Source organism: Hymenobacter lapidarius (assembly GCF_001816145.1).
GTDB classification, from domain to species: domain Bacteria; phylum Bacteroidota; class Bacteroidia; order Cytophagales; family Hymenobacteraceae; genus Hymenobacter; species Hymenobacter lapidarius.
The window spans coordinates 22,182-42,814 of sequence record NZ_MDZB01000109.1 but is presented as its reverse complement, the minus strand read 5'-3'; the positions used below and the strand labels follow the sequence as shown (position 1 = coordinate 42,814).

Annotated in this window: 19 protein-coding genes and 1 pseudogene; 8 read left to right on the top strand and 12 right to left on the bottom strand. The window is 62.1% G+C overall.

The genetic code is table 11. The features are described from left to right. Window positions 1–60: 60 nt before the first annotated feature. Window positions 61–819 (bottom strand): RNA methyltransferase, encoded by a 759-nt coding sequence (locus BEN47_RS11370; protein ID WP_070728541.1) that lies wholly within the window; start codon window positions 817–819, stop codon window positions 61–63. Between BEN47_RS11370 and tamL the strand changes: the two genes are divergently transcribed. Next, window positions 810–3,491 (top strand): translocation and assembly module lipoprotein TamL, encoded by a 2,682-nt coding sequence (tamL, locus tag BEN47_RS11365; RefSeq protein ID WP_125921633.1) that lies wholly within the window; start codon window positions 810–812, stop codon window positions 3,489–3,491. The genes BEN47_RS11370 and tamL overlap by 10 nt on opposite strands. A gap of 70 nt (window positions 3,492–3,561) precedes the next feature. Here the strand turns inward: tamL and BEN47_RS11360 are convergent, their stop codons facing one another. Next, window positions 3,562–5,598 carry an alpha-ketoacid dehydrogenase subunit alpha/beta gene (locus BEN47_RS11360; RefSeq protein ID WP_438830502.1) on the bottom strand — a complete coding sequence of 679 codons (2,037 nt, stop codon included), beginning with the start codon at window positions 5,596–5,598 and terminating at the stop codon, window positions 3,562–3,564. A 285-nt stretch (window positions 5,599–5,883) separates the two neighbouring features. Here BEN47_RS11360 and hemF point away from each other — a divergent pair, with 285 nt between their 5' ends. From hemF to BEN47_RS11345, 3 genes are read left to right on the top strand one after another with little or no spacing between them, the layout of a single operon-like run. Beyond that, window positions 5,884–6,816, top strand: coding sequence for an oxygen-dependent coproporphyrinogen oxidase (hemF, locus tag BEN47_RS11355; protein WP_070728539.1), 933 nt, complete (start codon window positions 5,884–5,886; stop codon window positions 6,814–6,816). Continuing rightward, window positions 6,809–7,387, top strand: coding sequence for a phosphatase PAP2 family protein (locus tag BEN47_RS11350; protein WP_070728538.1), 579 nt, complete (start codon window positions 6,809–6,811; stop codon window positions 7,385–7,387). Before hemF ends, BEN47_RS11350 begins: the two co-directional genes overlap by 8 nt. Window positions 7,388–7,398: 11 nt before the next feature. Beyond that, complete coding sequence (locus BEN47_RS11345) at window positions 7,399–7,986, top strand: flavodoxin family protein (protein ID WP_070728631.1); 588 nt, start codon at window positions 7,399–7,401, stop codon at window positions 7,984–7,986. A gap of 150 nt (window positions 7,987–8,136) precedes the next feature. On the opposite strand, the gene BEN47_RS11340 is transcribed toward BEN47_RS11345, so the two are convergent. The 5 genes and pseudogenes from BEN47_RS11340 to BEN47_RS23100 all read right to left on the bottom strand — a co-directional run. Continuing rightward, window positions 8,137–8,796, bottom strand: coding sequence for a hypothetical protein (locus BEN47_RS11340; RefSeq protein ID WP_070728537.1), 660 nt, complete (start codon window positions 8,794–8,796; stop codon window positions 8,137–8,139). 73 nt (window positions 8,797–8,869) lie between these two features. Further along, entirely contained in the window at window positions 8,870–9,460 is a 591-nt protein-coding gene (locus BEN47_RS11335; RefSeq protein ID WP_070728536.1) for a riboflavin synthase, read from the bottom strand. A 112-nt stretch (window positions 9,461–9,572) separates the two neighbouring features. Then, window positions 9,573–9,893 (bottom strand): hypothetical protein, encoded by a 321-nt coding sequence (locus BEN47_RS11330; RefSeq protein ID WP_125921632.1) that lies wholly within the window; start codon window positions 9,891–9,893, stop codon window positions 9,573–9,575. A 139-nt stretch (window positions 9,894–10,032) separates the two neighbouring features. Continuing rightward, entirely contained in the window at window positions 10,033–11,202 is a 1,170-nt protein-coding gene (locus BEN47_RS11325; protein ID WP_070728534.1) for a S8 family serine peptidase, read from the bottom strand. A 191-nt stretch (window positions 11,203–11,393) separates the two neighbouring features. Then, a pseudogene (locus tag BEN47_RS23100) lies at window positions 11,394–11,579 on the bottom strand (peptidase S8); the annotation flags it as partial. Between BEN47_RS23100 and BEN47_RS11320 the strand changes: the two are divergent. Next, window positions 11,518–11,727, top strand: coding sequence for a hypothetical protein (locus tag BEN47_RS11320; protein ID WP_070728533.1), 210 nt, complete (start codon window positions 11,518–11,520; stop codon window positions 11,725–11,727). The pseudogene BEN47_RS23100 and the gene BEN47_RS11320 overlap by 62 nt on opposite strands. Window positions 11,728–11,766: 39 nt before the next feature. On the opposite strand, the gene BEN47_RS11315 is transcribed toward BEN47_RS11320, so the two are convergent. The 3 genes from BEN47_RS11315 to BEN47_RS11305 form a co-directional block, all read right to left on the bottom strand. Next, complete coding sequence (locus BEN47_RS11315; protein ID WP_125921631.1) at window positions 11,767–12,573, bottom strand: hypothetical protein; 807 nt, start codon at window positions 12,571–12,573, stop codon at window positions 11,767–11,769. Window positions 12,574–12,603: 30 nt separating this feature from the next. Further along, window positions 12,604–13,761, bottom strand: coding sequence for a tRNA 2-thiouridine(34) synthase MnmA (gene mnmA / locus BEN47_RS11310; RefSeq protein ID WP_083322343.1), 1,158 nt, complete (start codon window positions 13,759–13,761; stop codon window positions 12,604–12,606). Between the two features lie 158 nt (window positions 13,762–13,919). Further along, on the bottom strand, window positions 13,920–15,341 hold the full coding sequence (locus BEN47_RS11305) for a sugar transferase (RefSeq protein ID WP_239691570.1): 1,422 nt from the start codon (window positions 15,339–15,341) through the stop codon (window positions 13,920–13,922). Between the two features lie 162 nt (window positions 15,342–15,503). On the opposite strand from BEN47_RS11305, the gene BEN47_RS11300 reads away from it, so the two are divergent. The 3 genes from BEN47_RS11300 to BEN47_RS11290 all read left to right on the top strand — a co-directional run bounded on the left by BEN47_RS11300 (window position 15,504) and on the right by BEN47_RS11290 (window position 17,695). Next, window positions 15,504–16,160: a protein-L-isoaspartate(D-aspartate) O-methyltransferase gene (locus tag BEN47_RS11300; RefSeq protein ID WP_070728530.1), complete on the top strand. Its 657-nt coding sequence runs from the start codon at window positions 15,504–15,506 to the stop codon at window positions 16,158–16,160. A gap of 178 nt (window positions 16,161–16,338) precedes the next feature. Beyond that, entirely contained in the window at window positions 16,339–16,854 is a 516-nt protein-coding gene (locus BEN47_RS11295) for an acyl-CoA thioesterase (protein ID WP_070728529.1), read from the top strand. Between the two features lie 67 nt (window positions 16,855–16,921). Further along, a complete protein-coding gene (locus BEN47_RS11290; protein ID WP_070728528.1) occupies window positions 16,922–17,695 on the top strand; it encodes a hypothetical protein in 774 nt (257 codons plus the stop codon). A 137-nt stretch (window positions 17,696–17,832) separates the two neighbouring features. Here the strand turns inward: BEN47_RS11290 and BEN47_RS11285 are convergent, their stop codons facing one another. Together BEN47_RS11285 and gatB are read right to left on the bottom strand one after the other, a co-directional pair. Then, complete coding sequence (locus BEN47_RS11285; RefSeq protein ID WP_070728527.1) at window positions 17,833–18,843, bottom strand: TlpA disulfide reductase family protein; 1,011 nt, start codon at window positions 18,841–18,843, stop codon at window positions 17,833–17,835. Window positions 18,844–19,096: 253 nt separating this feature from the next. Further along, window positions 19,097–20,554 (bottom strand): Asp-tRNA(Asn)/Glu-tRNA(Gln) amidotransferase subunit GatB, encoded by a 1,458-nt coding sequence (gatB, locus tag BEN47_RS11280; RefSeq protein WP_070728526.1) that lies wholly within the window; start codon window positions 20,552–20,554, stop codon window positions 19,097–19,099. Window positions 20,555–20,633 lie beyond the last annotated feature (79 nt).

The following is a 20,633-nucleotide window of genomic DNA, read 5'->3' as shown; positions in this document are numbered from 1 at the left end:
GAATGCGTTGGCAAACTGCTGACACCTTCTCCTGCCCGTTATGAAGCGAAAGAATTCCTGCTATTGATTACGGAAAAAATTATCCAACAGAATAGCCGCTGAAATGGCCACGTTCAGGCTTTCGGCGCCGCCGGTGGCGCCCCGCGGAATGTGCAGCCGGCGCGTAAGGCAGGATTCCACCGCGGGCGTGAGGCCATGCGACTCGCTGCCCATCACCAGCACGCCGGAAGGGCGCAGGGTGAGGCGATGCACGTTGTCGCCCTGCAGGTCGGCGCCGAAAACACCAACGACCGCGGGCAGCGTGGGCAGCCACGCGGCCAAGTCACGCTCCCAGACGTGCACCCGCGCGAAGGCGCCCATGGTGGCGGCCACCGTTTTGGGCGAGTAGGCGTCGGCGCAGCCGGGGCTGAGCACCACGCCGGGCAGGCCGTACCAGTCGGCCAGGCGCAGCAGGGTGCCGAGGTTGCCGGGGTCGCGCACTTCGTCCAGAGCTAGCAACAAACCGGTTTCGGGCAGCGTTGCAGGCAAAGGTTTTTCGGCGGGAAGGCGGGCCACGGCCAGGGCGGTGGTATTGGTGGCCAGCGTGCCCAGCTGCGTTAATTCGTATTCTGTGGATATAGTGAGGGCCAGGTGCGCGGGCAGATGCGCGCGGTGCTGGGCAACAAACTCGGCCGTGACTAGCACGTGTTCGGCTTCCAGGTCAGAACTTAGCAGCTCCAACACGCTTTTGCCGCCTTCCACCAGAAACGCGCCGTGGCGTTGCCGGTATTTTTTTTGGTGCAGCGACTGCACGTATTTGCCAAGTGCTTTTGAAATCATTACCGTCTAATAATACCCCGAAGCTACGGCCCAGCCGGCTGAGCTGGCGCGCCGCCTCGCTGCTGGGGCTGCTGGTGCTGGCCGCCTGCTCGCCGTTTAAGTTGCTGCGGCCGGGCCAGCGCCTGCTCAGCCGCGTAGAGGTGCAGGGCGTGGAACAGGCCGACCAGGAACGACTCGTAGCCCTGGCCCAACAACAGCCCAACACGCGGTTCCCCCTGCCCAAGCTGGCCATATACCACCTGGGCTATAGCTTATACGACTCGGCGCGCATTCGCGAAAAGCAGCGGGCCATCCGCAACAAATACGATGCCCGCATGCGGGCCGCCGGCACCGACTCGGCCGAGCTGGGCAAGCTACTGGTGCGGCGCGAGCGCCAGCTGAACCGCAAGCAGCTGGTGCTCGACAAAGGCAACTCCATCATGCGGCTGGGCGAGCCCCCCGTGGTGTACGACACGGCCCTGACCAGGCGCTCGGTGGAACAAATGACTGTTTATTTGCATTCACAGGGTTTTTTCCGGGCCCGGGTCACGGCCGATGACACCGCCCGCTACCGTCCCAGCCTGGTGACGCGGGCCCTTAAATCGATAGGGTCCATCCTGCCCAGCAAGCCTGATTCCCTCGATGCGACCAAGCGCTACCGCCGCGTATCGGTGACGTATAACGTCGTCGAGAATAAGCCCTTTTTCTACCGCCTGCAAGAGCCCAGCATTCCGGATTCGGGCGTGGCGGCCGTGGTGCGCAGCGGCCAGGCGGCCACGCTGCTCAAGGAAAACGACCGCTACAACGAGGTACTGATTGGCGAAGAGCGCGCCCGCCTCGAAACGCTTCTGAAGAACGCCGGCTATTACGATTTCCGGCAGCAGTACATCACCCTGGAGGCCGACACCAGCTACGAGGCGTTTACAGTGCGCCTGCGCACCCTCATTGCCAACCCTGCCCCCGGCCAGGGCCACCGCGTGTACACCGTGCAGCAGGTGCGGTTTGTGACCGATGCGGGCGTGGGCCGCACCCTGCGCAGCGCTACCGGCGACACCCTGCGCCGGGCCGGCACCGCCGGCGCCCTGCGCGAGCGCCCCAGCCTGGGCGTGCGCACCGACACCGCCGTAACTGACTCGGTTCATTTCGCGGCCTACCAGCAGAAGTTCAGCACCCGCACGCTGGCGCGCAAGGTGCTGGTGCGCCCCGGGCAGCGCTACAGCCTGGCCCGCACCCTGCAAACCCAGCGCCTGCTGGCCGACCTGGACATGTTCCGGTTCAATACCCTCACCTACCAGAAGGTAGACGACCCGCCGAACGCCGACAGCACCGGAATGAAGCCCAGTACCGGGGAGCTGGTGGCGGTTATCAACGCCTCGCCGGCCCCCAAGTTCTCTGAAACCAGCGAAGTGGGCGGCACTTACGTAGCCTACTTACCCGGACCATTCATCAACCTGCGGTTGAAAACCCGGAACCCTTTCGGCGGGGCCGAAGTGCTGGAATTGGGCGTGCGCGCTGGTTTTGAAGGCCAATCAGTGCGTGTAGCGGGCGTAACGGGTGACAATACCCAGGCCGTGTACACAACCCAACTGGGAGCCACGGCGGCGCTGGTGCTGCCGCGGTTTCTGGTGCCCTTCAACTTCAACAACCGAATGGCGCGGTTCAACCCCAAAACGCGGTTTTCCTTGTCGGAGACCTACGTGAAGCGGCCCGAATACACGCGCTCCAACTTTGAGTTTGCCTACGATTACCTCTGGCAAAGCTCGCCCTTTCACCAGTATGTGTTTTCGCCGGTGATTGTGACGTTGGTGAACACTCCCAAGCAAAGCAAAGATTTCACGCAACGGCTCAAAGAATTGCGGGAGAATGATGGCTCCTCGCTGTTCCGCTCTTTTGTGAGCTTGCTCGAACCCAGCTTTAGCTTCACTTCGCTCTACAACTCCAACGACTTCAACCAGACCCGCGACGCCAAATACCTGCGCATGTTTGCCGAAATCGGGGGCGTAACCCGGAGCTTGTACCAGGACGCACTTTTTGAGCAAGCGGGGCTCAACGTGTACGATTTTGCCCGGTTCAGCGCCGACTACCGCCGCTACCACCGCCTCTCGCCCCAAACGTATTTTGTATGGCGCCTCAACGGGGGCCTCGTGCACGCGCTCACGCGCTCCAAAGACCGGGAAACAGGTGCCAGCCAGTACGTGGTGCCCTACGACAAGTCCTTCTTTGCCGGCGGTTCCACCAGCCTGCGCGCGTGGCAGCCCCGCCGGTTGGGCCCCGGTGGCTTCACGCCCACCCGCCTCGAGGACGGGAAGGTAGTGCGCGACTACCTCACCGAGCAACCGGGCGAACTGCTGCTGGAAGGCAGCGCCGAATACCGCTTCCCCATCTACAATTTTATAAAAGGAGCCTTTTTCACGGATTTTGGCAACGTATGGGGCCTGCAGGAGCAGAAAGACTCGATTGGCAACTACAAGCGCCCCGAGGCCCAGTTCCAGCTCAACAGCTTCTACCGGCAGATTGCCGTTGGTTCGGGCGTTGGCATCCGCTTCGACTTCACCTTTCTCATCCTGCGCCTCGACATTGCGGCCAAGATATACGACCCCACTGCCCCGTCGGCCCAACGCTGGGCAATCCGCAATTTCAATACCGATGCCAACCGCCCGGCCTTCAACTTGGGCATCGGCTATCCCTTCTAGGGCAGGCTTTCCGCCAAAAAGAGAGGCGACACCACTTGGTGCCGCCTCTCTTTTTTATGATTCAAATGCATCAGTAGCTCAGCAACTCCCCCAGTACCGTGGCTACTTTGGCCGCACTGGGCAGCATTTGCCGCTCCAGCTCTACGTTCAGGGCAATAGCGGGCATGTTGGCGGCGCCCAGGGTGAATACGGGCGCGTCCAACACCTCAAAGCAGTGGCGCTGAATGCGGCCCGCCAGGCTTTCGGCAAAGCTGTTCATGAGCGGCTCTTCGGTGAGCACCAGCACCTTGCCATGGCGGCGCGTGGCGGCCGTCACGGCGTCAAAATCCAGGGGGTTGAGGGTGCGCAAATCCAGAATCTCGACCTGCCCGGCAAAGTCGCGGCTGGCGGCTTTGGCCCAGTGCACGCCCATGCCGTAGGTCACTACCAGGGCAGTATCGCCCCGGCGCAGCTTGTCGGGGTCGGCGCTCTGGGCCACGGCCGCTTTGCCCAAGGGAATGGCGTAGCCTGCGGCGGGCTCCACGGTTTTGGCTTCCTCGGTGCCGGGCACTTTGCTCCAGTACAGGCCTTTGTGCTCTAGCATCACCACGGGGTTGGGGTCGAGGAAGGCGGCGCGCATCAGGCCCTTCATGTCGGCCGCATTGCTGGGGTACACTACTTTTATGCCTCTAATGGTGAGCAACGTGCTTTCAATGGAGCCGGAATGGTACGGACCGCCGCCGCCATAGGCCCCAATCGGCACCCGAATCAGGGCCGGCACGGGAAACTTGCCCATGGTGAGGTAGCAGGACTTGGACAGTTCCTCCACCAGCTGGTTGAGCGCCGGCCAGATGTAGTCCGCAAACTGAATTTCGACAATGGGCCGGGCCCCTACGGCCGTCATGCCCGCCGTGCTGCCCACAATGTAGGCCTCCTGAATGGGGGTGTTGAATACCCGGCTCTCGCCGTATTTTTTGGCGAGCAACGCGGCCTCGCGGAACACGCCGCCCAGCTCGCCGCCCACGTCCTGCCCATAAAAAAGAGCTTCCGGAAACTCCCGCAGAATATCGTCCACGGCGTGCAGGGCGGCATCCACCATCAGGGCTTTTTCGGCTCCGGCGGGGCTGCGCTCGCCGGTTTCGGCGGTCACGGCGGCGGGCGCAAATTCATGGTCAGCGAAGGTGGCGGGGTCGGGATTGGGCGCGGCCACGGCAGCTTCCCAGTCGGCGCGCACAGTAGCCTGGGCGGCCGTTTCCAACGCCGCCAGCTCTTTCTCGGCAAAACCCATTTGCAGCAGCTGCGCGTGTAGGCGGGGCAGTGGGTCCTGGTCCTGGTGGCTGGCCAAGTCGTGGCGGTACCACTCGCGGCGCACGCCGCTGGTGTGGTGGCCCAGCAAGGGGCATTTGGCGTGTACCAAAACGGGGCCGCGCCGGCTCCGGACGTGCGCAAACGCCGCCGCTAGGCCCTGGTACGAGGAGCCAAAATCGGCCCCGTCTACCTGCAGGCGGTGCAGGCCCGGGAAGCCGGCGGCAAACTCGTAGGCATTCATGGCCCGCATCTCGCGGCCGGTGGCGGATATGCCCCAGTCGTTGTCCTGCACCAGGTACACGATGGGCAGCTGGTGCAGCACGGCCATTTGCAGGGCCTCGGCTACTTCGCCTTCAGTCATGGCACCATCGCCGATGGAACACAGCACCAGGGGCTTATCGTGGCCGCCGCCCTGTTTGCCCTGAGGCGCGTCAATGCGCAGGCCCTGCTTTTCAAAGTAGTGAATGGCATGGGCCATGCCGGTGGCCGGGATGGCCTGCATGCCGGTAGCCGAGCTTTGATGGGGAATGACCGGAATGCCTGCCCGCCGAAGCGAGGGGTGCGCGTAGTAGGTGCGCCCGCCGCTAAACGGGTCATCGGCTTTGGCCAGCAGCTGCAGCATCAGCTCGTAGGGGCGCAGGCCCAGGCCCAGCAGCAGGGCATCGTCGCGGTAATACGGCGCGGCGTAGTCGGTTTCGGTGAGCAGGAAGGCGGCCGCCAGCTGCACGGCTTCGTGGCCGCGGGCGGTGGCGTGCACATAGCGCGCGGCCGTTGCTTTCTCCTCTTCGTAGAGCGTGGCCATGGCGGCGGCCGTGTGCATCAGGCTGTAGGCGCGGCGCAGCAGTTCCGGCGTAGGCCGGGCGGTTGAGGAGGGCGTGGGGGCAGTAAAAGCAGCAGCCGCCGCTGCCGCCGCAGCGGTTACACGAGTGGAGGCCAGGTTGGTGGAATCGGAAACTGCGAATTCAGACATCAGGGGCAGGAGAAGTTAGGGCACAAAAGTACGCTTCCCCCGCCGCCCTATCTTTGTAGCGGCAAAGACCAGCGGGCCGCTTGGGGCTTTCTGGTATTTTGCCCCAGCGTACCCTTCTGCCCCTACTGCGGTCAAATGTTAGCATCTTCCTCCCTTTCGCTTACCATCCGTCCCGAAATTGAAGCGTGGCTGGCTGATTTCCAGTTGCGGCTGTGCCAGCAGCTGGAAACGGCCGATGCTGGCCCCACCCGGTTTCTCACCGATGCCTGGCAGCGCGAAGGCGGCGGCGGCGGCCGCTCCAAAGTGCTGGAAAACGGCCGGATTCTGGAGAAAGGCGGCGTTGGCTTTTCGGCGGTGTGGGGGCAGATGAGCGACGCGGCGGCCCGGCAATTGCACATGCCCGACCCGTCTTTTTATGCCACGGGCGTGAGCGTGGTGCTGCACCCGCACAGCCCGCGGGTGCCCATCATCCACATGAATGTGCGCTACTTTGAGGCTGGCAACGGCGAGGCGTGGTTCGGCGGCGGCATCGACCTGACGCCCATTTACGTGGACGAAGCCCAGGCGCGGCGCTTCCACGAGCGGCTGCGCGCCGTGTGCGACCGGCACAACCCGGCGTATTATCCCAAATTCACGCGCTGGGCCGACGATTATTTTTACCTACCCCACCGCCAGGAAACGCGCGGCGTAGGAGGCATTTTCTTTGACCGTCTGACCGTGGGCACCGACGGCTCGGCCGAGGAGTTGTTCCACTTTGTGCAGGACGTGGCCGAGTTATTTGGGCCTTTCTACACGCAGTTGATGGCCGAGAATCATGCCCTGCCGTTTTCGGCAAGGGAAGAGGCTTGGCAAAGCCTGCGGCGCGCCCGCTACGCCGAATTCAACCTGGCTTTTGACCGGGGCACCCGGTTCGGGCTCGAAACCGGCGGGCGCACCGAATCCATTCTCATGAGCCTGCCGCCCCGCACCGGCTGGGCCTACAATCCGGCGCCCCCCGCGCCCCATTCTCCCGAGGCTACCACCCTGGCCTGGCTGCGCAAAGGAGTAGACTGGCTCGCCGATGATTGAAACCATTAAGCACCTCGACCGGCAATTGCTGCTGGCCATCAACCACCTGCGCAGCCCGGCGCTCGACGCCGTGATGGTATTCGCCTCCGACCGCCTGGTGTGGTTTCCGGTGTATGCCCTACTCATTGGCTGGTTCATTTACGTGTTTCGCCGCCGGGCCATCCTCCTGCTGCCGCTGGTGCTGGCAGCAGTGGGCTTGGCCGACATCATTACCAGCCGGCTGTTTAAGCCGTTTTTTGCGCGCCTTCGCCCCTGTCACGACCCCGCTATTTTCTCGCAGCTCTACCTACCCGGTGGCTGCGGCGGGCAATTTGGCTTCCTCTCCTCGCACGCTTCCAACTCCATGGCACTGGCCGTGTTTATGGCTACTACGTTGCCGAAGGGTCGTTTCAAACTTCTCCGCCTGAGCGTATTTGCCTGGGCCGCACTGCTTTCCTACAGCCGCGTGTATCTTGGGGCCCATTACCCCACCGATGTGCTGGGTGGAGCCTTTCTGGGGGGCTTGCTGGGAGTGCTGGCGGGCTTCGTTTACCGGTACTGGGCGCCACGGTGGGGGCCGCTCACTACGTAGTCACTATTATCATGCTTAGTCCCGGGCGACGGTTTCTGTTCTTGCTCTCCAGCTCGCGCCGCCTTGGCAACAGCGAACAGCTGGCCTATTGCGCGGCCCATGCGCTGCCGGCGCACGACGAGCAGCAATGGCTGAATCTGCACGATTTTCCCCTGCCCGATTTCACGGACCTGCGCCACGGCGCCGGCTACCAGCCGCCCGTCGGCAATGCCCGCCTGCTGCTTGAGGCCACCCTACATGCCACCGATGTGGTGCTGGTCACGCCGCTGTATATGTACAACCTGCCCGGGCACGCCAAGCAGTACCTCGACTACTGGAGCGCCTGGCTGCGTACCGCCAACCTTAATTTTCGGGAGCAGGTGAAGGGTAAGACGCTGTGGTCGATAGTGGTAGGCAGCGGCGCCCGGCCCGACGCCCAGCCCCTGGAAGGCAGCTTGCTGCTCACCGCCGCCTTCATGCAGATGAACTGGGGCGGCATGCTCTACGGCTCAGGCTCCCGCCCCAACGACATTCAGGACGATGCCCGGGCGCTACGGGAGGCAGAAACTTTTTTTGGCCCGCCTGCCGACGTTGCCCAACTGTTACCCCGGAAACACTGACGAGGCTTGCCGCTATCTCCTAAAAAGGCCACAACGCTGCCGGATGGGCTACTTATCTGGCTGGCTTGCGGTTGCCGTGATGGCCGTCGTCCCTGTCGCCCTGGGTTACGGGCGGCAACTACAAGTCAGCCCTACTCCCCTGGCTACCATCTACCGAAAGGTCCTGATTCCGTTGTCGTAGTAAATAAGCTTGCCCTCCTTGTCTTCGAAATAAGCGAAAGGATACTCACTGCCCTTAAGCGAGGCTTTCCAAGCTTTCACCAGCCGCTCGGATGCATTGCTGGTGCCGGCATTCAGGTTGTAATACCCAAACTCCACCACTACACACGGCTGGGAACCGGGGCCGCCGTACTCGTTGAGGGCGGCACGGAATACCACGCCGATGCTTTCCGGCGTACCGCTGGGAGTAGCATCAAGGCTGGTGCCTCCGCTGGCGGAGCCCGCACGGAAGTTGAACGCGCCGTTTCGAAAGAGAAAATTCAGCTGCCCGGTGAATATCCGCAGGCCATTCGTATACTCCTCCACCCGCACCACCTGCTCGTCAAACGTAGCATACGGCGGGTAGTAGGTCTTCAGTTCCTCCCGCAAATAGCCGGTGTACCGGAAATTGCGCTTATCAATGCCGTTGGCGGCAAACAGCTGGTCTGCCGTGGCCTTTTCGCGCGCGTTGATGCTGTGTGCGCTCACGGGTACCTCCTGTTTTTCGAGGCAGCTTCTGTCACCATCCGGCGTGGGGCCGTCCGCTTTGGTGCAGCCGCTAAGGGAGGTTAGCAGGGCAAATAAGACGTTTAGAGGGTGCAGTATTTTCATTACGAAAAAGGTTGTGGTTTACTGCCTGACCGGCATTCCGTCTTATTCGTTGCACCCCCGCTTTGCTCGTTTTTTATTTACCCAGCAGCTTGGCCACGTACTTGCCCACTATATCAAATTCCAGGTTCACAGTTTCCCCGGCTCGCAGCTGCTGAAAACTGGTGTGCTCGTAGGTGTACGGGATAATGGCCACGGTGAAGCCGTCGTCGGTGCTTTCGAAGCAGGTCAGGCTGGTGCCGTTCACGCAAATGGAGCCTTTTTCCACGGTGAGGCGGCCAGGTCCGGGCTCGTGCCCAAACCGGAACAGCCAGGAGCCCTGCTGGTCGGTCACGCTCAGGCAGGTTGCCGTGGCGTCGACATGGCCCTGCACAATGTGGCCGTCGAAACGGCCCGTAGCGGCCAAGCAGCGCTCCAGGTTGACGTGGCGCTCGGGCTGCCACTGAAGGAGGTTGGTCACGCGCATGGTCTCATCAATGGCCGTGACCACGTGGGTACCAGCGGCCGCGTCCACGGCCACCACGGTGAGGCACACGCCGTCGTGCGCCACGCTTTGGTCTATTTTAAGCTCGGCGGCAAAAGGCGACGCGACGGTGAAATGGCGGTTGGTGCCGTGATTCTCCACAGCGACGATGGTGCCGAGGGCTTCAATAATTCCGGTGAACATGAAAATGGGGCATAGTGAGTGGGACAGCCCCACGCGGTAACGCAAAGAACGGCACCCTGCTGTCAGGATGCCGTTCGAGGGGGTGTAACCGGCCGGGCGGCCGAATGATTTGCTAAACCGCTTTTTCGAGCGCTTTCCAGTCCAGTTCCCCACCTTCGCGGCGGCGCAGGAACACGGTCTGGTCGTCCTTCTGGGTTTTGCCGAAAGTAAGGTCGGCGCGGCAGTCCAGGCACTTCACGGAGGTGTACTTGAATTTGTCCTGGGCTACGCGGCTGGTCAGGTCCAGGTTGTCGGAGCCGCAGAGGCCGCACGCGGCCACGTCTGGAAAGCTCAGCCGGTCGTATTCGGCCACGGTTTCATGAAAATTATTGCCCTGCACCGTAAAGTGAAACTGGCGGCGCCCAATGCGCTTGGAAATCATCATTTGCAACATGTAATGCAAGAAAATAGGGTGGGTTTGAGCTTTAAAATTACGAAATACCGCCCTCAAAAACAAGCCAAAATCCACGGTAAAATCATGCAAAAAGGCCGGCATTTCCGCCGGCCTTTTCCACTCAAAAAAACTATCTGGACTACTCCTGTACAAACCGCGCCGAGCGGCGCGTGTTCCCGGCGCTCACCTCGCAGGTGTAAGCGCCTTTGGCGAGGTGGCCCAGCCGCAGGGCCACCTCGCTGCCAGTGGCCGCCGGCAGCTGCAGCTGCGTCACCAGCGCGCCGCGCCCGTCGATGATGCGCACCCGCAGCGGCTGGCCCCGCAGCGCCTCGGGCAGGGCCAGCGTCAGGGCGCCGTCGCCGGTGGGGTTTGGGTACAGGCCCAGGCCATCGGCAGGCTGCCGGCCGTTGGGCTGCAGGGGTTTGGCGGGGTTAATGGCGTTGTGAGCGGTCACAAAGTTCGGAATGCCGTACCCCAGGTTGTTGTTGGGCGCGGCGCTTTGTGAGGCCGTGGCGCGCAGGGCCGCAATGACTTGCTGGGCTGTGAGCGTGGGATTGGCCTGCCAGAACCCGGCCGCCATGCCCGCCAGCACCGGGCAGGCATAGGAAGTACCGTTGCCGCGAAACGCGGAGCCGTTGGGCGAAAGCACGGCGGCGGCCTGCCCCATGGCCGACAGCGTAGGCTTAATGCGTCCGTCGACGGTGGGGCCAAAGGAGCTGAAATTCGCCCGGTTGCCCAGGGAATCCACGGCACCGACCGAGATAATGGAATCGGCATCAGCGGGCGCCGAAATGTAGCGCCAGGGGTCGTCGCCTTCGTTGCCCGCCGCGTTCACCACCAATATGCCCACCCGCGCCGCCATCGTAGCCGCCCGCGTGCTGATGGCCGTGCGCCCGTTCATGTCGGCGTAAGTATAGGATTTTGAGGGCCGGTCAAAAGTGGTATAACCCAGCGAGGAGCTGATGATATCCACTCCCACGGAGTCGGCGTATTCGGCGGCGGCCAGCCAGTTGGCTTCTTCTATGGGGTGCTCGGAGTTGGTGTCTTCGGTGATGCACAGGTGGAAGGTCGCCTTGGGGGCGCTGCCAATGTAGAAGCCCGGCTGGTTGCCGGCCATGGTCGACAAGCAGTTGGTACCGTGGCCGTTGCGGATGTAAACACTGGTGCCACCGTCCACGAAATTGCGGGTGCCCGCCAGACGCTTGTCCTGAAACAGGGGCTGCAGGGCCGAAATCTTATCGACCCCCGGAAAGCCCGCATCAAAGACGGCAATCTGCATGCCTTCGCCCCGGAAGCCGGCGTCGTGCATGGCCAGGGCGCCAATCTGCTCGTTTTGGCGGTAGGCCGGGCCGTATTGGGCGCGGCTGGCGGCGGCGGTGCGGGCCGCGGGCGTGGCACCTGCGCGGGGGCCGGCACCGGCGTGTGCGCCTGAAAGCTGCGGTTGAGGGTGCTGGCGCTACGCACCGGGGCCAGCGCCGCAATGCGGCCCAGTGTCACAGAATCGCAGGAAACCACGGCGGCGTTGAACCAGCGCGAGGTATAATGCACCGTGACTTTGCCGGCCACGCCCCGCACCTGCGCCACGTAGGCCGGGCTCACCGGCAAATCGCGGGGCAGCACGGCAATGCCCTGCCGGCTGCGGCGCGCCAACGACCGCGCCGACAGAAATGCCTGGGGCTGCGCCACCGTAAACGGCGTACCGGCCTTGTCGCGGAAGTACACCAGATGCCGGCGCACCGTGCCCTGTCCCGCCGCCGGCGCAGCCGCCAACACGCTGAGCGCCCCGCTCGCCACCACCAGAATCAGCCATTTAATCGAGGAAGCTGCCATTTAGCAGGAACGGGAAATAAGTTAGGAAGGCGTCCCAGCGCACTTAGCGCGGGCCGTAGTCGATAAGGGTCTCGCGACGCGAGAAACCGAAGAAGTACGACCCTGGCACGTAAATTTGGTTGCCGGTGCGGGAGTCGGTGTAGTTGTAGTTGAGGAAGTAGTCGCGCCGCCGATAAACCGGGCCTACTCCTTTGGCAAACACCTGCTGGTAGCCAATGCGTTTCAGCAGGCTGTTTTCGGCCGCAGTGCCGGCGTTGGCGGTGGTGACGGTGTTGGCGAACGTCTGGGCGGGGCTGCCGGCCACTGCCCGGGTGGTAAAGGGCTCTCCCACCCGGCTGTAGCGGCGGGTTTCGGCCGTTATGGTGTCGTTGAAGTTGTTGTTGAAGGCATTGAAGTTCCAGAGCCGGCCATCGCGAACCGGAAATATCAATTCCAAGGTGCGCGTGTTGTTTCGATTGAGCACCACCGACTGGCCGGTGGCGCTCAACACAAACACGCTGTCGTTCTTGAATTCCTGGGAAGTGCCTTGCCGCTTGGAACGCACCAGCCGGAAGACCTTTTTGCCCGCCGCGTCGGTGAACTCCTCCGTAATCGTTTCTTTGAACTGGTAAGCCGTAGCCGTGACCACACTGGGCACCGTCTGCGTGGCCTGGCTCCAGATGGAGTCGGCCACGGCGTAGGTCCAGAAATTGCCCACTGCCACCGGATAGTAGCCGGCCCCGGAATCGGGCGCGGGCACCGACTCATATTTACAGCCGGCCATTGCCAGGGCAACACCCGCAATAGCGAAAGCCACGACGGCGCGGCTGGCGCTAATCTTCAGGTTCAAAGACGATAAAATAGGTAGCATAAAGCGGAGCAGAATAAAACGGGAGCAGCCTTATTGGCCGGCCGCGAGGGCGGCAAAAGGTAGCGGAAATTCCCCTATTACGTGGCGCTCAATCCAGCCGCCGCCCAGCACGTCATGGCCGTCGTAGAACACGGCGGCCTGGCCGGGGGTGATGGCGTGTACGGGCGCTTCAAAATACACGCGGATTTTGCCGTCCACTTCTTCCAGGAAGGCCGGGGCGCCGTCGTGGTTATAGCGCACTTTCACCACGGCGGGCACCAAGCCCTGGCCGGCCAGGCTGGCCAGCTTGCCCATGTTGAGCTTGCCGACCACGGTGGCCGTGCTGGCCAGCTCTTCGTAGTTGCCCAGCACCACTTCGTTGGTATCGGGGCGTATTTCGAGCACGAACGCCGGGTAGCCCAGGGCCACACCCAGCCCCTTGCGCTGGCCAATGGTGTAGAACGGGTAGCCCTCGTGCTTGCCAATGACACGGCCGTTTTTAGTCACGAAATTGCCACCAGCCACGCGGGCCTCCAGGCCCGGCACGCGGCGGCGCAGGAAGCTCCGGTAGTCGTTGTCGGGAATAAAGCAGATTTCGTAGCTCTCAGGCTTGTTCACCAGCTCGTTGAAGCCGCGCCGCCGGGCTTCGTCGTAAATCTCGGTTTTGCGCATGCCGCCCAGCGGGAACAGCGTGCGGCTCAGGCTCGCCTGGCTCACGCCCCACAGGGCATAGCTTTGGTCCTTGTTCTCGTCGAGGCCTTTGCTCACCACGAAACGGCCGGTTTCGGCATCCTTACGGATGTTGGCGTAGTGGCCGGTGGCGATGAACTCGCAGCCAAGCTGGTCGGCCCGGCGCAGCAGCGCGTCCCATTTGATGTGAGTGTTGCAGAGTACGCAGGGGTTGGGCGTGCGGCCGGCGAGGTATTCGTCGGTGAAATTATCGATGACGAAATCGCCAAACTCGTCCCGGATATCAATGATGTAGTGCGGGAAGCCCAGCTGCACGGCAATGTCGCGGGCATCGTTGATGCTGTCGAGCGAGCAGCAGCCGGTTTCTTTTTTGGACCCGCCGGCGCTGGCATAGTCCCAGGTTTTCATGGTCATCCCGACCACTTCGTAGCCTTGCTCGTGCAGCAATACGGCCGCGACACTGGAATCAATTCCGCCGCTCATCGCAACGAGTACTCGTCCTTTTACTTCGGTATTCATAGGTGGTGCAATTCACCCGGGACTTGAATGGTTCCGGCTGGCAACCGCAAAGGTACCTTACGCTTCGCTTAATGAGGAATTGAGAATGAGGAATGAAGAATTAGCGTACGCCTCCAATTCCTCATTCCTCATTCTTCATTCCTCATTAAGCGAAGCGCCTACTTTCCCCGTCCTTCCATAATAATTTTGAGCGTGTAAAGCAGCACCCGGAAATCCATGGCCAGGCTCATGTTTTCAATGTATAGAATGTCGAATTTGAGCCGCTCCACCATCTGGGCCACGGTTTCGGCGTAGCCGTACTTCACCTGGCCGAGGGACGTGAGGCCCGGCCGCACGCGGTGCAGGTGGCGGTAGTGCGGGGCAATTTTCACAATCTGGTCGATGAAAAACTGCCGCTCCGGCCGCGGGCCCACTACGCTCATGTCGCCCTTGAGCACGTTCCAGAACTGGGGCAGCTCATCGAGGCGGACTTTGCGCATGAACCGGCCCCATTTCGTGATGCGGGGGTCGTGGTCGGAGCTGAGCGCGGGGCCCAGTTTCTCGGCATCCAGATACATCGACCGGAACTTGATGATGCGGAACGGGTGCCCGTTGATGCCGATTCGCTCCTGCCGGTAAAACACCGGGCCGGGCGACGACAGCTTGACCATGATGGCCGTGAAAGCATACACCCAGCTGGCCAGCACCATAAACAAGGCCGAGCCCACCACGTCGAACAACCGCTTCACCACCCCCTGCCACACCGACAGCAGGTCGTGTTTGATTTCGATGAGCGGCGTGCCAAACAAATGGTGCACTTTCACCGAGCCCAGCAGCATCTGGTAGAGGTCGGGCAGGATGCTGATGCGGGCTGGCGTGCCCTCCAGCAGGGTCAGGATATCCTGAATGAGGCGGTGCTCGCTGGGCTCGATGGCAATAACAATCTGCTCGATTTTGAGGGCGCGCACCAGCGCCGGCAGTCGGTGGTAGGAGCCGCGGTCGGGCAGCTCGGCGGCCAGGCCGGGGTCCACGGTATCGGTAATGGAGGTGAAGCCTATCAGCTGCAGGCCCAGGTGCTTGCTGGTGCGCTCCAGCTCACGAAAGGTGTTGAGCGCAAGAGCATTGGAACCCACCAGTAGCGTAGGAAAGGATATACGGCCCTTGCGAATCTGGCGTTGCACGCTGCTCACGGCCCAGGTACGCAACACGGCCGTGAGAGAAAAATGGACCAGAAAATAGGCCGATATCGTCTTGTAATACAGCCGGTAGTTCACCACGCCTTCGTCGTCGAGCAGTAAGACAAAAAAGATAACGATGGCGCCCAACAGCGAAACGCGGGCCAGGCGGATGATTTCGGACAGCCGCGACTTGCGGTAAATGTCCCGGTACTCCCCAATCAGGACGTAGAGAGTGGTCCAGAAAATGGCAATGGCCAGGGCAGAGGAGGCGAGGTTGAACAGGGCAGCCGCATTGAAATGATAGCCCGTCAGTTCGTTGAGCAAATACTTGCGCAACAGAAAGAAGCACATCCACGCCAGCAACGCCGCCCCGAAATCGGCAGCCACGAGCTTGGCGTATTGGTAGCGGCGAATAAGCAGCAAAACGGTGGGTTGGGTAGTATTTTAGCGTCCGGAACGCAAAAACCGGGGCGGGCAAAGGTAGGGCATGCGCGTATTGTGGGAAGAAGCCGGGCCGCTCGCCGCATTTCGGGGCCGAACACCAGCCTGATTCAGTACTTAATTCAAATAATTGTGGCCGCTTCGATGCTTCAGGATACTTACCGCCACCAAGGCCAGCGGCGCGCGCTGGTACGCGAGCTGCGGCAGCGCGGCATCCACGCCGAGCCGGTGCTGGCCGCGCTGGCCGCCGTGCCCCGCCACTTGTTCTTTGCGCCGGCGTTTGAGGCCCACGCTTACCAGGACAAGGCGTTTCCCATTGGCGAGGGCCAGACCATTTCGCAGCCCTACACCGTGGCCTACCAAACCCAGCTGCTGGGCGTGCAGCCCACCGACCGCGTGCTGGAGGTGGGCACCGGCTCGGGCTACCAGTGCGCGGTGCTGCTGCAGCTCACGCCCCATGTTGACAGCATTGAGTTCAACGAAGTGCTGTACGGCCGCACCCGGCAGTTTTTGGCGGCCCTGGGCGCGGGGGCGGCCGCGCTGCATTGCGGCGACGGCTCTCTAGGCCTGCCCAACCGGGCGCCCTTCGATGGCATTCTGGTGACGGCCGGCGCGCCAAGCCTGCCGCCGGCGCTGCTGCGCCAGCTGCGTGTGGGCGGCAGGCTGGTGATACCCGTGGGCGACAATCAGACGCAGCGCATGCTGCGCGTGACCCGGGAAGGCCCCGAGTCTTTCATCCGGGAGGAGTTTGAGGATTTTCGCTTCGTGCCGCTGCTCGGGGCCAGCGGCTGGAAGCAGTAAGCCCACCCGCCGGCCGGGGACGGCAGCATTAGCGGGCCTGAGCGCCCGCCACACTTCGCCCGAAAGCCCCAATCCGAAATTGGGGCTTTTTGGTGCCCGGCCGGGCTGGGGCCGGGCCGTACCTTTGCCCCGGTGCGGATACCCCTCGCCGCCGCCATTTACCACTGATACCTCCCCCATGCGCAAGCAAAAACCCGTTTCTGACTCGTTCGTCATCATGACCGAGTTGGTGCTCCCCAACGACACCAACACCCTCAACAACCTCATGGGCGGCCGCATGATGCACCTCATGGACATTGCCGCCGCCATCGCGGCCCAAAAGCACTCCAACCGCATTGTGGTCACGGCATCGGTCGATAACGTGTCGTTTCGCGACTCCATCCGCCTCGGCAACGTGGTGACGCTGCAGGCGCAGGTCACGCGCGCCTTCAGCTCCAGCATGGAAGTGCACATCGATGTGTGGGCCGAGGACATTCCCAGCGGCACCAAAATGAAGACCAACGAAGCCTTCTTCACGTTTGTGGCCGTGGACCAGGCCGGCAGGCCCATCGACGTGCCCGAGGCCGTGCCCACCACCGACGATGAAGTGCGGCTGTACGATGGGGCCTTGCGCCGGCGGCAGCTGCGCCTGGTACTGGCCGGCCGCATGAAACCCGACGAAGCGTCCGAGCTCAAAGCCTTGTTTGCGATTTAGCTTCGGGCCCCGCAAGTCGCCGATTTGCATTACTTTACCCTGCAATACCCTTCAACGCCTCCTCGCCATGTCCGCTGAAAAGTTGGCTTTCCTGCAGAATTTTTACACCGATGTAACCCTGTACTTGCCTGCCGAGCCAGCTGCTGAGGCACCGGTTCCTGTGGCGCCGCCCGTGCCCCAGACAGCGGCAGTTACGGCACCTCTCGCGCCTAAAGCACCGGCGGTAGCCCCGGCGCCACTAGCGCCCGCCTCCCTGCCCATTCCTTCCAGAAGCTACAGCAACCCCACGGCCGGCCTCGAACGGCTGGCTTCGGGCTTCAACCAGCCGGGTATTCACCCGGAGCCGGCCGCCGGGCCGGCTCCCCGGCTGGTGGCACCAGCCCGGGCCCCGGAGACAGCGGCGCCGGCTGCCGCGCCAGCGGTGCCCCCGGTCATGCTCACGCAGTTTTCCACGCTGGGCGACAATGCCCAGGGCGTGCTGCTGTTGTTCCGTTTGCCCAATGAGCAATTCCAGAAGCTGCACCGCAACGTGTTTCTGAACAAAATGCTGCAGGCCCTGGGCCTAGTTATGGCCGATGTGGTACTGGTAAACGTCGAATCGGACCTGCCCGTGGCGTTGCAGAACCTGCGCCGCGAGCTGGCCGCCACCCACATCATTGCCTTCGGCAAAAATCTGCTTGACGTGACCATCCGCAACACCCAGATTTACGAGCCCGTGTTGTTCACCACGCTAGGCCTCTCCTACCTGGCGTCGGCCACCGTCGATTTGGTGGAGTACGACGTAAGCCTCAAAAAACGCCTCTGGCCCGGATTGCAAGCCATGTTCAGCAACGCCCAATAGATTTTCAGGTGCATTTTGGGCAATGGCTTGATTATTCAACGATTGAACGCCCCAAGGCGCGTCCCTACCGCAGTGCAAACGAAAAGGGCCCACCGGCATGCCATTGGGCCCTTTTCGTTTCACTGCGGCAGCAAGTTCTACTTCATCAGCTTCTTACCCAGCACCTCCTCAAGCTTGGCAGACAGTGCTTCGCCGCGCAGGTTCTTGGCAATAATGCGGCCTTGGGGGTCAATCAGGTACGACTGAGGAATGGATTTGACGCCGTAAGCCGCGCCGCCGGCGCTATTCCAGCCCGCCAGGTCCGAGACGTGATGCCAGGTCAGGTTATCGGCGGCAATGGCTTTCTGCCACTTGCCCTTGTCCTGGTCTAGCGACACCGAATAAATGGTGAATCCCTTGTCCTTGAACTGGTTGTAGGCACGCACCACGTTGGGGTTTTCCTGGCGGCACGGGCCGCACCAGCTGGCCCAGAAGTCGAGCAGCACGTACTTGCCGCGCAGGCTGCTGAGCGCCATGGTGCCGCCTTCGGGTTTGGCCAAGTTGATTTCGGGGGCCATGGCGCCGGTGGCCGTGGTCCGCATGGGCTCCAGGCGCGCCGTGAGCTCCTTGGTAAAGGGGGAATTGGGGTTGGCCTTGCGCTGCACGCTGGCTACGGAATCCACAAACTGAAAGTCTTCTTCAGGGCTAAGAAAGGCCCCCACGGCAAAGCCGCTCACCACGGAGGTGGCATTGCTGCGAATCAGGCTTTTCAGGCGGGCATTGTTACGGGCCTGAATCGAGTAGTACTGCTTTTCTACGGCCTGCATCTCCTCGGCTTTGCCGGCCTGGCCGGCGGCGTTGTAGCGCTGGCCCAGGGCCTGTAGCTCGGTCTTGCTGCCTTCCATCACCTGGGTGAGCTTGCGCAGCACTTCGGTATCCTTGCTGCCTTTCACGCTGTAGGTGGCCGGCAAGCTTTTGGCATCGCCGCTCAGCTCTATGTGCGTTTTGTTGTCGAGCAGCAGCAGCACCTGATTGGCATCGTCTACTTTGAGCTGGTAGATGCCCGGTAGGGCGCTGGTGCCCTTGAGCACGAACTTACCCGAGGCGTCGGTTTTGGCCTGGCCTTTCTCAACAAACTGGTTAGACACCAGCTCCGATAGGCGCAGCACGGTCCGGCCGGGGCGTTTTTCAACTGGCCCGTTATCTCGTAGCCGTCCGCGGCGGCGGCATTTTGGCAGGAATTGGCCATGCCCAGCACCGTGGCAGCGAGGAAAACAGTTTTAATCATAGAGGGAAAATGAAGCATATGCCGAAGCTTGTGCGTGAAGTATGCCAACGCGGGCCACTCAATGTATTGTTCCAACCGAATAGCCGAGTCAGGACGGCAGCGCAGCCGTAGGAGCCGGCTAGCCCAGCCGCCTTCTACCCTTCTAGCGCCGCGCGCAGCAGCTGGTTGGCCAGTTTGGGGTCGGCTTTGCCGCCGGTTAGTTTCATGAGCTCGCCCATGAACATGCCGGTGAGCGACTTTTTGCCGCCCCGGTATTCTGCTACCTTGGCGGGGTTGGCGGCCAGCACTTGCTGCACCAGCGTGGCCAGCTCACCATTATCGGCTTGGGCGAGCAGGCCCAGGCTTTCGGCCGCGCCGGTTGCGTTGGCAGTAGGATGGTCGAGCAAATGCGGAAATAGCTGCTTGGAAGCCACCGAATAGTTGAGCTTGCCGGCGTCAATCAGCTCGATGATGCCGGCCAACTGGGCCGCATCCAGCGGGAAATCGGCCATGGTGAGGGCGCGCTCGTTGAGGTAGGACTTCACGGGGCCCATCACCCAGTTGGCCGCGGCCTTGGCGTTGGGTGTGAGGCGCGAGAGGTCGTCGAAGAATAGGGCCACTTCTTTTTGGTCCACCAGCACCGAGGCGTCGTAGTCGTTCAGGCCCAGCTCGCCGGTGAAGCGCGAGTAGAGCTGCTGCGGCAGGGCCGGCAGCTCTGCGGCCACGCGGTGCAGCCATTCATCGGAGATGATGAGGGGCGGCAGGTCCGGCTCGGGGAAATAGCGGTAGTCGTTGAGGGTTTCCTTGCTGCGCTGGGCGTTGGTGGTGCCGCTGGCGGCGTCGAAGCCGCGGGTCTCGCTGCCCACTTCCCCACCGGCTTCCACAATGGCAATCTGCCGCTCGATTTCGTAGGCAATGGCCCGCTGCACGTTGCGGAAGGAGTTCATGTTCTTGACCTCCACCTTGGTGCCGAACTTATCGGCGCCCACGCGCATGATGGAAACGTTGGCGTCGCAACGCAGCGAGCCTTCCTCCATGTTGCCGTCGCAGATGCCGAGGTACTCGACCAGCTTTTTGATTTCGATGAGGTAATTGTAGGCCTCCTCGCCGGTGCGGATATCGGGCTCGCTCACAATCTCAATCAGCGGTACGCCGGCACGGTTGAGGTCGACCAGGGTTTCGGTTTCGCCGGCCAGGTGCATGCTCTTGCCCGCGTCTTCCTCCATGTGAATGCGGGTGACGCCGATTTTCTTCACCGTGCCGTCGGCCAGGCGTACGTCTACGTGGCCATCGTGGCAGATGGGGGTTTTGTCCTGCGTAATCTGGTAGCCCTTGGGCAGGTCGGGGTAAAAGTAGTTTTTGCGCGCAAACAGGTTGTCGCGGCGGATGGTGCAGTTGGTGGCCAGGCCCATTTTCATGGCAAACTCCACGGCCGTACGGTTCACCTTGGGCAAGGTACCGGGGTGGCCGAGGGTAATAACCGAGAGGTTGGTGTTGGGCGCCACGCCGTACTCGTTTTCGTCCGACGAGTACATTTTGCTGTGAGTCAGCAGCTGAGCGTGTACTTCAAGGCCGATAACGGGCTGGTATTTGGCAAGCAGGGCTTCGTCCATAATAAAAAAAACGCAGGGGGCTAAGGGCTGATTGCTCGCAAAGGTAACGGCTGGGGAGAAGCTGGCCGGCGGCCCCGGG